The sequence below is a fragment of the Candidatus Paracaedibacter acanthamoebae genome, assembly GCF_000742835.1.
Taxonomy (GTDB): Bacteria; Pseudomonadota; Alphaproteobacteria; order Paracaedibacterales; family Paracaedibacteraceae; genus Paracaedibacter; species Paracaedibacter acanthamoebae.
The window spans coordinates 1,070,293-1,086,529 of record NZ_CP008941.1 but is presented as its reverse complement, the minus strand read 5'-3'; the positions used below and the strand labels follow the sequence as shown (position 1 = coordinate 1,086,529).

The 16,237-nt window shown below is 38.5% G+C and carries 7 protein-coding genes; 5 read left to right on the top strand and 2 right to left on the bottom strand.

All coding sequences use genetic code 11. The features are described from left to right. Positions 1-56 precede the first annotated feature (56 nt). Both ID47_RS04855 and ID47_RS04845 read left to right on the top strand, forming a co-directional pair. Complete coding sequence (locus ID47_RS04855) at positions 57-761, top strand: IS6 family transposase (RefSeq protein ID WP_038464493.1); 705 nt, start codon at positions 57-59, stop codon at positions 759-761. Between the two features lie 735 nt (positions 762-1,496). Continuing rightward, complete coding sequence (locus ID47_RS04845) at positions 1,497-2,759, top strand: IS256 family transposase (protein ID WP_038464487.1); 1,263 nt, start codon at positions 1,497-1,499, stop codon at positions 2,757-2,759. A 402-nt stretch (positions 2,760-3,161) separates the two neighbouring features. Here the strand turns inward: ID47_RS04845 and ID47_RS11675 are convergent, their stop codons facing one another. Both ID47_RS11675 and ID47_RS11670 read right to left on the bottom strand, forming a co-directional pair. After that, positions 3,162-3,569, bottom strand: coding sequence for a transposase (locus ID47_RS11675; RefSeq protein WP_051908623.1), 408 nt, complete (start codon positions 3,567-3,569; stop codon positions 3,162-3,164). After that, positions 3,566-4,189 carry a winged helix-turn-helix domain-containing protein gene (locus ID47_RS11670; RefSeq protein WP_051908620.1) on the bottom strand — a complete coding sequence of 208 codons (624 nt, stop codon included), beginning with the start codon at positions 4,187-4,189 and terminating at the stop codon, positions 3,566-3,568. The genes ID47_RS11675 and ID47_RS11670 overlap by 4 nt, the downstream gene beginning before the upstream one ends. Before the next feature lie 389 nt (positions 4,190-4,578). On the opposite strand from ID47_RS11670, the gene ID47_RS11665 reads away from it, so the two are divergent. The 3 genes from ID47_RS11665 (at position 4,579) to ID47_RS04820 (ending at position 16,230) form a co-directional block, all read left to right on the top strand. Then, positions 4,579-5,976 carry a BUD32 family EKC/KEOPS complex subunit gene (locus ID47_RS11665; RefSeq protein WP_051908618.1) on the top strand — a complete coding sequence of 466 codons (1,398 nt, stop codon included), beginning with the start codon at positions 4,579-4,581 and terminating at the stop codon, positions 5,974-5,976. 173 nt (positions 5,977-6,149) lie between these two features. Next, on the top strand, positions 6,150-7,745 hold the full coding sequence (locus tag ID47_RS04825; RefSeq protein ID WP_038464484.1) for an MBL fold metallo-hydrolase: 1,596 nt from the start codon (positions 6,150-6,152) through the stop codon (positions 7,743-7,745). Between the two features lie 82 nt (positions 7,746-7,827). Next, complete coding sequence (locus ID47_RS04820; RefSeq protein WP_051908616.1) at positions 7,828-16,230, top strand: non-ribosomal peptide synthetase; 8,403 nt, start codon at positions 7,828-7,830, stop codon at positions 16,228-16,230. The last annotated feature ends 7 nt before the right edge of the window (positions 16,231-16,237 follow it).

The window sequence follows — 16,237 nt, the reverse complement described above, 5'->3', positions numbered from 1 at the left end:
TGCAAATTTTTGAGGAGTTGGTAATTTAAGGAAAACCAAGCTTAGATATGAGACGTATGATGAAGCCTAAAGAGTTTAGATATCGCCATTTTCTGCCTGAAGTTATCTTGCAATGCCTACGTTGGTATTTACGTTATCCCCTTAGTTACCGTCAATTAGCAGAAATGATCAGTGAAAGAGGTATAAAGGTTGACCATACCACAATTTACCGATGGATTCAGCATTACGCTCCCGAATTTGAGAAAAGAATACGCTGGTATGCTCGCCCTTCAGCTTGGTCTTTAAGGGTGGATGAAACTTATATTAAAGTTAAAGGCCAATGGAAGTACCTCTATAGAGCAGTCGATAAATATGGGCGTACCGTTGATTTTATGCTGGCTCATACTCGGGATCTGGCAGCTGCTAAGCGATTCTTTAAGAAAATGCTGAAGCAATGTAAACATATGCCTTCATCTATTACTACTGATAAGCATTCTTCTTATCCTGCAGCTATAGGAGAATTAAAGAAGGAAGGCATCTTAGATCAGCGCATAAAACATAGGCAAATCAAATATCTCAACAACATTCTCGAACAGGATCATCGACGCATCAAACGCCGTATCCGGCCTATGTTAGGGTTCCAATCGTTTAAGACTGCTAATCGAACCCTCAAGGGGATTGAAGCCATGGCCATGATGCTTAAAGAGCAAACAATTTATTTGACAAAAAGCTTCCAAGATCAGGTTCAGTTTTTCAATCGACTTTTCAATGTTTACGCCTAAATTGCGTCCACGTTATCCCACCTTGCAGCCTTAGCTCGCCCTGATCCCAAATTTGCAACGGAACCCTTCATCATACGTCTCATATCTAAGCTTGGTTTTCCTTAAATTACCAACTCCTCAAAAATTTGCAACGGAACCGGTTAAAGATATGCCCCTTATTGATTTTAAAAATTTTACTGCTGAACAGTTAAATTCTATCCAAAAAAATATTAGAAACTATGCAGTATGCCAGTCGTTAAAAACATTAGCGCCTCCTTCCACCATGAGTAAGTCCTATAAAAAATTATGTTCTCTTAATTCTTAAGGATAAATAATCTTAACTGCTAAAGCGTTGAAGAATAATTGCCTCTTTTAACCGTACATAATTTTTCTTAGCAGCCTATCAGACGAAACTTAGGTAATACCCTTCTAAGAAGGGATAAGTTTATAGAATCAGATTTTAGGTGTTTAGCCCCGAGCTAATAGGCTTTCTATTCCCTATCATTGTATAAAAATATTATCGCTTTAATTTAGAAGGGCAACAAACCCTCTCTATATCTGTTCTTAAGAGGTGTTTATAAATTTGTGAAATATTGAATCAGAAGGTTTTCCCTATCTAGCAAGCTTTAATATAGGTGAGAGGCTTCATGATTTGAGTTAATCGCCAAAGTTGGTGATGAGAAGAAATAAGAGTTGGTGTATCATGTGGCGGTGAACAAACTGCCATAACCTTTAACAAGAAAGGAATGATACACCATGACTAAGAATAATGTCATTGATTTTGCATTACCAGGAGAATTTAAAGATCAGCTTACAGAAATCTTGCGTCAAGGAGCTCAGGGCTTAATTCTACAAGCCGTTGAAGCTGAATTTGCTGCATTTCTCGATTGCCATAACCATCAAAAACTTGAGGATGGTCGTCAACGTATTGTCCGTCATGGTCATCTGCCGGTGAGGAAAATAGTGACTGGAATCGGTGCTATACCTGTTGAAATGCCGCGCTCCCGCGATCGTCAAACCCATAAGGTTGATGCCCCGATTCGCTTTATTTCTCAGTTGCTCCCCCCTTATGTTCGTCGCAGCAAAAGTGTTGAAGCCGCTATCCCTTACCTTTACCTCAAAGGCATATCCTCAGGAGACTTTTCCCAAGTGATGACTGTTTTGCTTGGCAAAGATGCCGTTGGTTTTTCAGCAGATACAGTTTTGCGTTTACGGCACCAATGGAAGGAGGACCTTGACCTATGGGATAAACGGCGTTTAGAGAGTAAAGATTATGTTTACCTTTGGGCTGACGGTGTTTATTTCCAAGCCCCTATGGATCATGAAAAACAATGTATGTTAGTCCTGATTGGAGCAACCCCTGAAGGAAAGAAAGAACTTGTTGGCTTTACGGATGGTTATCGGGAAAGCATCCAAAGTTGGTCTGAGCTTCTTTTAGATTTGACGGCCCGAGGTCTTTGTATTCCTCCTAAACTAGCCATTGGAGATGGTGCTATGGGGTTTTGGGGAGCCTTAGGGAAGATTTGGCCGACAACCAGGCACCAACGCTGTTGGGTTCATAAACCGGCTAACATTCTGAATAAAATGCCAAAAGCTCTGCAAAGTAAAGCTAAAGCTGATCTTCATAATATTTGGATGGCTGAAAGCAAAGAGGAAGCCAACAAAGCTTTTAATGTGTTTATAGAAAAGTATCAAGCCAAATATCCCAAAGCAACACATTGTTTGGAAAAAGATCACCTAGAATTACTGAGTTTTTATGATTTTCCAGCCGAGCATTGGAAACATATTCGCACGACAAATCCTATAGAAAGTACATTTGCAACGGTCAAGCACCGCACCAAACGATCTAAAGGATGCCTGTCACGAGAGACAGCCTTTATCATGGTTTTTAAGCTAATTAAGGATGCGGAAAAAACATGGCGACGCTTGGATGGTAAAAATCAGTTGCCAAAACTCATTTCAGGTGTCAAATTCCGAGATGGTTGTGAAGTTACCGCTGCTGAAGAAATTGCCGCTTGATCCTGCCGTCACCAACTTTTGAGAATAGCTCGTATGCGTAAGCTTCTGATCATTCTTAATGCTACCCTAAAACAGCATTTTTATCATACAGAGGTACACACTTAAAAAACACAGTTGCTGTGTTTAAACTCAAGGGTTAAATAATATCATAAAAAATTAATCAAGTATTAACAGCGTAAACTACAAAATTATCAGCTCTACAGCGCAAAAATCATTTCGCGACAACGACTATTTAGCAAGTGTGGGAGTTAAATAGAGCCCTAGCACCTTCCTTATAATTTAAAATAAAAGCGGAAAATTTATAATAATTTTCAAATTTATTAATCAATATATTTCTTCTTATATTATCAGAGATGCCTTTTTACCGTTGGTATATATTACTCCGATGATTAAATATCATAATTAAGCAGCATAGGCAACTGATGCTTTTTTGAAGTAATTCATAATTTTCCAGGGGTTAAATTGAATACGCGTTAAGTAATATCTCAGATTGATTGTTAAATCTTTTAAGGAGGTCATCATTTTGAAGTTACCTGCATGGCTTTTGACTTCCTGATTAACCAGCTCTTGAGGATTCATCTCAGGACAATAAGGCGGTAAAAAGAATATCGTTATCTTTTCTTTGTTCTTTTCTAGCCAGGCTTGTACTTCCTTGGCGTGGTGGACCTTATGATTGTCGACAATGAGAAATATCTTCTTATCAGATTTGTAAATAAGACGACGCAGAAAATTAAGAAAGATGACAACAGTAAATGACTCTTCAAAGACCATCCATTTCATGCTTCCTTGATTGGTAATGGCCGAAATCATATTACAGCGAAAACGAGAGCCTGTTTTTTTATAACAGGCGTTTTACCTCGTCGAGCATAAGTCCTTCTTCGTTGATCTGTGCTCCTCAATCCCATTTCATCTGCCCAATATATGGCTGCTTCTTCTTGATCCACTTTCTTTTGAATGGCTGGATAAGCGACCTTAAGCCAATGCTGAACCAAATGAGGATTTTGTTGTATTGCTACTTTCATTGGTTTTTGGGGCGTAAACCCACGGCGTTTTAAAACATCTCCCATGCCTCTGACTGAATACGTAATTCCATATGTATCACAAATGTACTGGCGAACAGCCTTATGGGTCCAAAGAACGCATTCGAGTCCAACTTGCTCCGGCGTATGATGCTCAATGACCTCCCGAACTTTTTCTTCATTTTCAAGGCAAAGCTTCGTACAGCTTTGTAAGCGGCGGCCTCTCTTCTTATAAATTAAGCCTGCATTTCCCTCTTTTTTATAAGCCCTGACATAATGGCTTACTGTGGCTTCAGTAAAACCATACATTTGAGCCACACCTTTTGGGGAGTTTTTATTGACAACGACGGCTTCAACAATCTTTCGCCGCAATATGCTCAGCTCTTGGAGGGTAAGATTTCTGTTGTCCATAATATTACTTCTAAAGGAGGGGGATCTAATTCCTTTTAAACTAGTTATAACAATTTGTCACCGGAGTAATAATTGAGACTGGGAAGCGGTGACGTTTGGGAGCCTTGGTTAAAGACATAACAGAATCATACCAAATTTATTTTTTCCTTACTTTATTCCTATTTTGATTCTTTGTTAGGTTGAGGGTGCCCCTAGCTAGGCTGTTTCTTAAAGCACTGGAATAATGTTTTACTTTATGGTTTAATTGTATCTGGTGGTAGCCCTTTAGATCTTCAATATAACTTATCAAGGTGGAGGAGGAGGGTTGAATAATAAAGACCGTCAATAAAAAATATAAATTTTATACTTTTAAATTTGTCCACAATATAACTTATAAGTTTGTACATCTAATGATAAGTTTACCCCCTACACAAGCTATAGATAATCGAGTTTTAACTTACCATAAGCTCTCTGCAAAGCTGGGCTCTCTTAGTAACCAACAGTTCTCAACTCTTCTTGAAAAAGACAAGCCTATACATTCTGGAACGGGTGGAACTTCTGTACAACTGAAGATGGATGGAGTAAACATCTTTATAAAAAAAATTCCCATAACAGACATTGAGAGAGAACCAGAAAACATATTGTCAACATCAAATTTATTTGAACTCCCTCTTTATTACCAATATGGCATTGGCTCAGCTGGGTTTGGCGCTTGGCGGGAACTGTCAGCTCACATTATGGCTACTGATTGGGTTCTTAAGGATGAGTGTGCAAGCTTTCCTTTGATGTATCACTGGCGAGTTCTGCCGGATTCTATACCAAATACACTACCCGAAGGTTATTACCTTAGGTTGATGTATGAGCATCCAACTACAGCTTCTTTAAATCAGATTAAACGAGGAGAATTGGGAATTTTTTGTGAAGGTGATAAGCTTTATTGTAAAGTGCATAATAAAGAGAAAATGCAAATTACGAAAACTGATAAAATAACTCCTCAAGGTATAGATTCGGAAATATTTGATAGAATTATCAAAATTATGAAGAAAGGACCAAGTAAAAATCACCTTAGAAATTGTGAAAATATGAGAGAAGAAGACAAGGTGGCATTATTTCAACTCACATCATTTTGCGGCTATACCCCTTCGAAACTAGATCGTCTGGTTCAGTATTGGGGTGGATCATCGGCCATACGTGCGCGTCTTGAGGCAATCACAAAAGCTTCAGCAAGTCTTGTCTTGTGCTTGGAATATATCCCAGAGACGCTAGGAAAATGGCTTGAGAGGAATGTTGTTAAAGAAGGGAACATTTCTGAATCAACGATTGCAATGGTAGAGAGAGAGCTCCAAAAGATTTCTTCATTTATTAGAAGCAGAGGGTTGTTGCATTTTGACGCCCATTTTAATAACATTTTAACTGACGGTTATCGTCTGTATTTGACAGATTTTGGCCTTGCGACATCTCCCGCTTATAAATTGTCAAAAGTTGAAAGTAATTTTATTGAGACTCATCGAGGGTACGACCATCTCTATATAAGGGGATTGTGGACTTACATTCTTGCTACTATCTTATTTGAAAATAAGAATTTCAAAGCTATACTGCGCCAATATGCTAAAGGTAAAGGAGAGGAACTTACGTCGTCTTTGGCGACGCAGATATTAACGTGTGATGCACAGAGTTGGATTATGATGGACACTTTCTTTAAGAAACTTAAAAACAATTTAAGGTCTGGAAAAATTTTGAATTCAAATCCTGAGTTCACGAAGTTTATTTCCTCTGAATCGATATTATTAGATGTACCATCATTATAAAATTTTTAGCAGCATATATAAAAATCGAAAAATAAATTGGTTGCTATATGTTCTTGTGAGCAAAGAGGGTGTCCTTTGAAGATAAAGGACTTTCGCTCAACAGTACACAAACATTTAACAGCTAAGGTTTCTTATCGTAATTTCAATGACTGTTTAAACGTAAGGTAAAATATATGGATCAATACTATTTAAAGCCCACGATCAAAGCCGAGCCATTGATATGGCAATGGTATGCATGGCCTTATCTTATCTCCCCGCTGCCTGCTGCTTGTAATATAGTGGAACGTCATTTGAAAATTATGCAGTCTTATGTCCAAAATCCTCAAATTCACGCTCAGGCTGTTAAAGACCCTAAGTTGTTAGGTGGCCCTTTCATTGATTTAGAAGGAAAGAAAGTTGAAGAAGTAAAAGAATTAATTAATCAAACCAAAATAGAATGTGAAACCCTCATAACATTAAACTACTCCTTCAAAGAGTTAGATCAAGCTTTGCAAACTGAAGCGCAGGGAGATTCTCTAGAGTCTCTGTACCACCGCATCCCTGGCCCATTAAAAGGATTGATTGAGCTTGTATACGATTTGAATAACAATCCCTCTATTCGCTTGATCGAGCCTTTGATTTATAAAAATTATTACTCTGAAAAACACCAAAAAGTAGCTCTTTCAGATACCACCACTGATTTTAGAAAATTTGTTTTAAGCACTCCTCATCTTAATGAAACAGATGTAGTCTATCTAGACATACCTTTCTCTGATTCTAAGCTCGATACCCTTTTCAAGATGAAAGAAAAAGCAGAAAGTTTAACTAGAATCCAAGAAATGTTTAAAATCCCCCCACCGAAGCAACACTTGTTTCGCTCTTTTTTTACAACAGCTTCACCAACTATGCCTGAGAATCGTAATTATCATGATGAAGGAATCAGGTTAAGGTATTTTGGTCATGCTTGTATCTTAGTTCAAACAAAATCTTCATCTATTCTCTTTGATCCAGTTATCAGCTATCCTCTTCATTCAAATGAGGTGCCTAGATATACTTTTGAAGATCTTCCAGATCAGATTGACTACGTTGTTATCACCCACAACCATCAAGATCATCTCATGTTTGAGACGCTTTTACAGTTACGACATAAAGTCCGTCACTTTGTTTTCCCAGGCAACCAGGTGGGGGCATTAGGAGATCCTTCAATTAAATTAATTTTAAAGCATACTGGTTTTTCATCCCTTATTGAATTAAGAGAAATGGATACAATTCCGCTGCAAGACGGAGAAATAATAGCTCTTCCCTTTTTAGGTGAGCATTCTGACCTTAACATACAATCAAAACTTTCTTACTGTATCAATCTTAAAGGAAAAAAGTTCTTATTTGCAGCAGACTCTAATAACTTAGACCCCACACTATATGGACATATATTTGACTATATTGGAGCAATTGATATGCTGTTTTTGGGTATGGAGTGTGATGGAGCTCCTTTAAGCTGGTTATATGGTCCACTTCTAAGTAGTCCTTTAAAAAGAACTCATGATAAGAACAGAACATTATCTGGATCAAACTTTGAAAAAGCCTGGGGAATTGTGGAAAAATCAAACTGCAAAAAAGCATATGTTTATGCGATGGGGCAAGAACCTTGGCTTAATTACGTGATGGCTTTAAAATATGGAGATAATTCCCCTCAAATAATAGAGTCGGACAAGTTTATTCAAGCCTGCAAACAAAAGGGTATTGAGTCAGAAAGACTTTTTGGCAAGAAGGAGTGGAACATTTGTCAATAACTTTTTACAATTTCTCCTAATAGTAAAATTGTGAGAGTTAAACATAATAAATATTTTTTATGGTTTTTGCATTGGTCCTAACATGAAAAAAAATATTAGCTGCTATATTATAAGTGAGACAAGTTTGGGCATTCAATGCGCTGAACTACTCCTTGAAGAAAAGTGCCAACTCCTAGGCATCATTTCTGCTCATAATGAAACCCAGCAATGGGCCAAAAGTCATAGTATCCCGTTTTTTCCTTCATTAGAAGATTTTGAAAACATTAATCCTTATAAATCTTTTGATTACTTTTTTAGTATTATTAATAGCAAGATTATAAGAAATAAAATATTAGAATATCCTCGTTATTGTGCCATCAATTATCATGATGCGCCTCTTCCCAAATATGCGGGAGTGCACGCTACCTCTTGGGCAATTCTCAATAATGAATTAACTCATGGTGTAAGCTGGCATATCATGACTCCAGTTCTTGATGGTGGAAATATTTTAAAACAGGTTATTTTCCCTATTGATAATGATGAATCAACTTTAAGCCTTAATCTTAAGTGCTACATTCATGCTTTGGAATCTTTTAAGGATCTGATTCAAGATCTTACAAAAGGAGCTCTCTTTGGAGAAAAACAAGGCCTTAAAAAAAGAAGTTATTTCTCTCGGTTTCAAAAACCTCCGCACCTTGGCTTTTTGTCATGTGAGGACTCAGCTCAGGAAATTGAGAGACAATTTCGATCTCTTTCTTTTGGAAACTATGATAATACATTAGCTAGCTTTAAAATCTGCATTAACCATGAAGTTTTTATTCCCAGCAAGCTCCATATTATTTCGTCTCGTTCTCAAGAAAAACCCGGCACCATTATTCAGATAACAGAAAATGCCATTCATATCTCAACAACAACTGAAATCATAAGTCTTTCTCAGTTTAGTGATTTAAAAGGGACCCCCTATAGCATTGAGAGGATTCGCAACAAATTACATGTTAGTGCTGGCGATTTAATACAAAATCCTGATAAAAATGTCTTCAAAAATATGGAATATCTTTTCCGTGAGTTTTCGCCCTGTGAAGAGTTTTGGACCCAAGAAATTGGAGGTATTGTTCCTACTCTTTTGCCCTTTACAAGCTCACTACTCAAAGGTGGCAAAGAGTTCAGAAACGCTGATAATCACACAAAAGAAATTATAATATGTGAGGAGTTTTTTAAATTACCCTCCAACCTTACTATAGAATCCTCTGCTTCTTTTTCAGAGATACTTACAACTGCTTTCTTAATATACCTCAAGCGTCTTGGAGACTCTTCTCTCTTTTCAATAGGAATCATCAACTCTTACCTTAAAAATCTACCTAAAGATCTCTGGAATCTCTTTCCAACATATTTGCCTGTAACATTTTCTCTTATATCTAAGACAAAGGCTCTCAATATATTAGAGCATATTAAAAATCGATTAGCATTTATCGAAAAAAATAAAGCCTATTGTGAGGATATTTACGTAAGATATCCAAAACTTAGAGAATCTTCTTCAGTAATCCCTATCCTCATAGATTTAAGTTCTTCTCAAACAGAAGAAAATTCTTGTTTGGATAAATTTCCATTTGTGCTCAGCCTTGATGAAGAAAATAGGAGTTACATATTTAAGGCCAAAGGAATCGAAGACGATATATCAAAAGGCCTTCTTAGGAATTTTTCACAACATATAAGAACATTGTTTGAAGGAATAATTCAGTATCCAGAAACTGTTCTCGAGGAACTTCCTCTTCTTACACAAGAAGAGAAGCAACAGCTTCTCATTACTTGGAATGATACAGAGGTAGATTATCCTGAAGATAAAACAATTCATCAATTGTTTGAAGAGCAAGTCAGAAGAATTCCTGACAACATAGCCGTTGTTTATGAGAATGAAGAGCTCACCTATCAACAACTCAACGAACGAGCCAATCAACTGGCTCATCATCTCAGAGCTTTAGGGGTGAAACCTGATACGCTTGTGGCTATTGCAGTTGACAGATCATTAGAGATGATCGTGGGTATTTTAGGGATTCTAAAAGCAGGGGGGGCGTATGTTCCTCTGGATCCAAGCTATCCTACGACACGCCTTCAGTTTATGCTCGAGGATACAAAGGCTCCAGTCCTTATTACTCAAACTCACCTTAATGAAACCCTTAAGATTTATTCAGGAATAACTTTAAACCTTCATATTCAGAGTGAAACAAAGGAACTTCTGATGGAGGAATGTTTTTTCAACCAGGACACTCTTCAAACTCAGAGGCAAATAAACTTCACAGCAGAGTCTTGTAAGAATCTACCCAATCTTACAACCCCCCATAACCTCGCCTATGTGATCTATACTTCAGGTTCTACCGGTAAACCTAAGGGAGTGATGATTCATCATGGAAACTTTAATCATTATATAAATTATGCTCAAAAGGCCTATTCTCCCTCTAATGCTCCGGTACTCCTTCATTCTTCTCCAGCTTTTGATATGAGTATAACATCTATCTTCTTGCCACTTGTGAGGGGGAACTCTGTTAATATTTTGCCGGAAGATCCTTATGGGAATGCTTTAGCTGACAGCCTTAAAAAGCAGAATAGTTTTAGTTTTATTAAGCTTACGCCTGCACATCTGAGAGTTCTAAAAAACCAACTTAGTTCAGAGACGATTCATAAACAAAGAACAACCTTGATTGTTGGGGGGGAGAATCTTTTAAAGGAAGATGTAAGATTCTGGTTAGAAACGAATCCTAATACATCTCTTTTTAATGAATATGGCCCCACAGAGACAACGGTAGGATGCTGTGTGTTTAAATGGAAAGAGGATTACCATAGATTATCAGAATCTGTTTCCATAGGCCGTCCGATTTCTAACACGCAGATCTATATATTAGACGAGCAGCTAAATCCAGTACCTATAGGAGTGAGTGGAGAGATTTACATTGGAGGGGTTGGATTGGCAAGAGGATATTTGAATCGTCCTGACTTAACGGCTGATAGATTTATTCCCAACCCATTTGTTGATGACATCAATATTCATCAAGGACTTGATCCGAGAGATTATTCCTTATCTCCAGAAAGCCTTAGACTCTATCGGACAGGGGATCTCGCTCGCTATCTTCCTGATGGAAACATCGAGTTTTTAGGGCGTATTGATGATCAGGTAAAGATTCGAGGATTTAGGATTGAGTTGGGAGAGATCGAATCTGTTCTCCAGAGCCATGGAGATGTATCACAAGCGATTGTGGCGGCAAGAATGGATGAGCTTGATAAAACAAACGTAGATGAGTCAAACGACAAAAAACTTGTCGCTTATGTGAGGCCTGGAGACTTTACTCCCTCATCTACAGAATTAAGAGAGTTTCTTTCAGAAAGGCTTCCAGATTACATGGTGCCTTCCTTCTTTGTATATATCGACAAGGTACCTTTAACTCCTAATGGGAAGATCGATCGTAAAGCTCTGCCGGCTCCTGATTTGTCCTTACGGCTTGTTGCCGATGAATATGTCGCTCCTCAGACATCTCTGGAACAAGATCTTTCTGGGATATGGAAAGATGTTCTGAAAGTAGAGAAGATAGGTATCCATGATAATTTCTTTAAGCTTGGAGGACATTCCCTTCTTGCCACTCAAGTTATCTCTCGTATCAGACATACCTATAATATCGATATTCCCCTTAGGGCTCTCTTTGAACATCCAACGCTTGCAACTTTAAGCCAGATCGTTGGTTCCTTAACGAGTAAGAATGTTCTTTCTTCTCTTCCGCCTCTTGAGCCTCAGATAAGAAAAGGGGCTCTTCCTCTTTCCTTTGCCCAACAACGACTTTGGTTCTTAGATCAACTCTTACCAGACACAGCTCTGTACAACATTCCTCTTGCATTAAGATTAAGAGGTTCCTTAGATAGAGGTTCTCTTGAAAGAGCCCTTAACTCTCTTATTGAGAGGCATGAATCTTTAAGAACAATCTTCCCTTCAACAGCAGGAGAAGCTTCTCAAGAAATCCTGCCTCATTTAGAGATTCACCTCAGGGAATGTTTAATTGATCTGGCCTCCTTAGAAAAACAAGAGCAAGCATTATCCGCGCAGAGATTAGCTCAAGAAGAAGCAACACGCCCTTTTCATCTGTCTTCTGAACCTTTGGTAAGAGTGAAACTGCTTATTCTTGGAAAGGAGGAACATATCCTCCTTCTCACTCTACATCATATCATCTGTGATGGATGGTCTATGGGGATCTTCTTCAAGGAACTCTCTGAACTCTATAATGCTTATGCTGAAGGTAAAGAAGTTTCTCTTCCCGCTTTACCACTTCAGTATGGTGATTTTGCTTTATGGCAAAGAGAATGGCTTCAAGGAGAAGTTCTAGAGAAGCAATTATCTTATTGGAAGCAGCAACTTTTAGGTATTCCTGATCTTCTGGATCTTCCTATGGATAAGCCAAGACCTCAAGAGCTCAGCTACAAAGGAGCAACATATCACACTTATCTCTCTCAGGAGATTAAAGATCAGCTGAATCAGTTAGCTCAGCAAGAGGGTGCTTCTCTGTTTATGACTCTTTTAGCTGCCTTCCAAGTTCTTTTGTATCGCTACACAGGTCAGCAAGATATTGTCGTGGGGTCTCCCATAGCTAATCGACATCATAAGGAGATTGAAGGACTCATAGGGTTCTTTGTGAATACATTAGCTCTTAGAACAACTTTAGAAGGTAACGAGACTTTCATTGATATCCTGAAGAAGATTAAAGAGACAACTCTTCAAGCTTATCATCATCAAGATGTTCCTTTTGAGCAACTGGTTGATCATCTGAATATAGCGAGAGCTCTTAATCGTAATCCTGTGTTCCAGGTTATGTTTACACTCAATACGATGAACGGAGAGCTTTTAGGTCTCACCCACATCCAAGCAGAATCTTTTTCTCGTTCATACCCTATTGCTAAGTTTGATTTGTCCTTAAGCGTGCAAGAGCGTGAAGACACTCTTGAGATAGGGATTGAATATGCAACAGATCTCTTTGAAGTTCAAACGATTGAAAGGATGGCAGCTCATTTTAAGGAGCTCCTTGACGGCATATTATCAGATCCAACTCAAGAGATCCAAACACTTCCTCTTCTTACACAAGAAGAGAAGCAACAGCTTCTCATTACTTGGAATGATACAGAGGTAGATTATCCTGAAGATAAAACAATTCATCAATTGTTTGAAGAGCAAGTCAGAAGAACTCCTGACAACATAGCCGTTGTTTATGAGAATGAAGAGCTCACCTATCAACAACTCAACGAACGAGCCAATCAACTGGCTCATCATCTCAGAGCTTTAGGGGTGAAACCTGATACGCTTGTGGCTATTGCAGTTGACAGATCATTAGAGATGATCGTGGGTATTTTAGGGATTCTAAAAGCAGGGGGGGCGTATGTTCCTCTGGATCCAAGCTATCCTACGACACGCCTTCAGTTTATGCTCGAGGATACAAAGGCTCCAGTCCTTATTACTCAAACTCACCTTAATGAAACCCTTAAGATTTATTCAGGAATAACTTTAAACCTTCATATTCAGAGTGAAACAAAGGAACTTCTGATGGAGGAATGTTTTTTCAACCAGGACACTCTTCAAACTCAGAGGCAAATAAACTTCACAGCAGAGTCTTGTAAGAATCTACCCAATCTTACAACGCCCCACAACCTCGCCTATGTGATCTATACTTCAGGTTCTACCGGTAAACCCAAAGGAGTTGCTATTGAAAATAATGGGCTCGTTAATTATTGTGAAGATATTCTAGGCAAACTCGGAAAGAATCTGCCTTTAAAGTTTGCTTATGCATCAACTTTTGCTGCTGATTTAGGAAATACGTCTCTTTATCCTTCTCTTCTTTCTGGAGGATCCTTGCATATTTTAGGGGATGAGTATCTTCAGAATTCTCATTTATTTTCCTCCTACGTCAGTCAACATAAGATTGACTGCCTTAAGATTGTTCCTGCACATTTTAATGCCCTGTCAATACAGACAGATATTTCAAGAATGCTTCCTCAGCACAGTTTGTTATTTGGGGGAGAAATTTTTGGTGTCGAACTTTTAACAAAAATAAAAGAAGTCAGCCTCTATGAATTACGGCTTTTTAACCATTATGGACCAACGGAGACAACAGTTGGATGTTGTATGTTTGAATGGAAAAAACACCATGTTTTGTCCTCAGAATTTGTACCCATAGGGCGCCCGATTTCTAACACGCAGATCTATATATTAGACGAGCAGCTAAATCCAGTACCTATAGGGGTGAGTGGAGAGATTTACATTGGAGGGGTTGGATTAGCAAGAGGGTATTTGAATCGTTCTGATTTGACAGCAGAGAGATTTATTCCCAACCCATTTGTTAATGACATCAATATTCATCAAGGACTTGATCCGAGAGATTATTCCTTATCTCCAGAAAGTCTTAGACTCTATCGGACAGGGGATCTCGCTCGCTATCTTCCTGATGGAAACATCGAGTTTTTAGGGCGCATTGATGATCAGATAAAGATTCGAGGATTTAGGATTGAACTAGGTGAGATTGAATCCGTTCTTCAGAGCCATGGTGATATATCGCGAGCGGTTGTGGTGGCGAGCGCGGAGGAATCTAAAAAGGAGCCGACTCATAAGAAACTTGTTGCTTATGTGGTGCCTGGAGAATTTACTCCTTCATCTACCGAGTTAAGGGAATTTCTTTTAGAAAAATTTCCCGATTACATGGTGCCTTCCTTCTTTATATATATCGACAAGGTACCTTTAACTCCTAATGGAAAGATTGATCGTAAAGCTCTGCCAGCGCCTAATTTGGCCTTGCGGCTTGTTGCCGATGAATATGTTGCTCCTCAGACATCTCTGGAGCAAGAGCTTTGTGAGGTATGGAAAGACGTTCTCAAACTTGAGAAAATAGGTATCCATGACAACTTTTTTAGACTTGGGGGAGACTCCATTATTAGCATACAAATGGTCTCGAAAGCGCGATCGAGAGGGATTCACTTTGCTGTTAAAAATGTCTTTAACTACCCAACAATTAAGGCTCTTGCTTCAGTCGCTAAAACTCAAGAGAATGACATTTCCTTAAAACCAGATCAAAGAGCTATTGGAGGAGATATTCCTCTCACTCCTATTCAGCATTGGTTCTTTAAGAATGATATAGAAGATAGGAATTACTTCAACCAGACAGTGCTGCTTCAACTTTCTAAGACGCTAGAGCTTGCTCACTTAAATCAAGTTTTCTCTTTGCTTCTTTCTCATCATGATATGTTAAGGGTTAGATATCATCAAGAGATACAAGGCAATTGGATACAAACCTCTTTAGCAGAGGTAGAACCTTTCTTTGTTCAAGAGACTGATCTTTCATATATTGTGCTAGAAGAACATCTTACTCAGAGCATTAAAGAATACTCTTCTCTCATTCAACAAACTCTTAACATCGAAACAGGTCCCCTTATAAGGGTTGTCTTCTTTAAGTGTGGAAGCAATAGGTCTGATCGTCTTCTTATTGTTATTCACCATCTTGTTATAGACGGTGTTTCCTGGAGAATCTTGTTGGAGGATTTAGAAGCACTCTGTTTTCAAATCTCTCAAGGAGAATCTCCTTCTCTCTCCTCGAAGACTCATTCTTATCAGCAATGGGCTAGATCCTTAAAAGATTATGCTTCTTCTCAGTCTCTTAAAGAGGAGATTCCTTACTGGCAAAAGATCCTAGAGTTGACTCATCCTCTTCCAGTTGATTTTAATGATGGAGCAGCTACAGGAGAGTCTTCTTGTACAATTGTGCTCTCGCTTACAGAAGAGGAAACTACTCTTCTCTTAAAACGTGCTCCTCAAGCTTATCGGACAGAGATTAATGATATTCTCCTTACAGCTCTTGTTCTGGCTGTAGGAGATTGGACTGGGACATATTCTTTAACGCTTTCTCTTGAAGGTCATGGGCGGGAAGAGGTTATTAAAGATTTTGATCTCTCAAGAACCATAGGATGGTTTACGTCGCTCTTCCCTGTCTACCTAAGTATTGACGACCCAACTGACTTGGCAGAAGCCCTTAAAACAGTTAAGGAAGACTTAAGAAAGATTCCTCATAAAGGTATTGGCTATGGAGTGTTGTCATATCTTACGCAGGGGTTGTATCTGTCTACCTTCTTTCATCCCAGTTTAAGATTTAACTACCTCGGACAGTGGGATAATGCTTTTGAACAAGAAGGCCTCTTCACTTTTTCTCAAGAGTCGGCAGGTCGCAATGTTTCAGATAAGAATGCACGGTCTTATCACTTGGATATTAATGGAGAGGTCAAGAAAGGTCTCTTTCGTTTCTTCTGGACTTATAGCAGCCATCATTATCACAAACAAACGATAGAAAAGGTCTCTCATGCTTTTATGGAAAGACTTAAACAACTTATTCGACACTGTTGCCAAAAAAGTACTTCTGGATATACACCCTCTGACTTTAAACTAGCTAACCTGGATCAAATCAATCTTATTGATCAGATCATTAATAAAAAATGAGAATACT

Coding starts and splice junctions, on each gene's coding strand:
- ID47_RS04855 (WP_038464493.1), top strand. CDS start 57: ATGATGAAGCCTAAAGAGTTTAGATATCGCCATTTTCTGCCTGAAGTT.
- ID47_RS04845 (WP_038464487.1), top strand. CDS start 1,497: ATGACTAAGAATAATGTCATTGATTTTGCATTACCAGGAGAATTTAAA.
- ID47_RS11675 (WP_051908623.1), bottom strand. CDS start 3,569: ATGATTTCGGCCATTACCAATCAAGGAAGCATGAAATGGATGGTCTTT.
- ID47_RS11670 (WP_051908620.1), bottom strand. CDS start 4,189: ATGGACAACAGAAATCTTACCCTCCAAGAGCTGAGCATATTGCGGCGA.
- ID47_RS11665 (WP_051908618.1), top strand. CDS start 4,579: ATGATAAGTTTACCCCCTACACAAGCTATAGATAATCGAGTTTTAACT.
- ID47_RS04825 (WP_038464484.1), top strand. CDS start 6,150: ATGGATCAATACTATTTAAAGCCCACGATCAAAGCCGAGCCATTGATA.
- ID47_RS04820 (WP_051908616.1), top strand. CDS start 7,828: ATGAAAAAAAATATTAGCTGCTATATTATAAGTGAGACAAGTTTGGGC.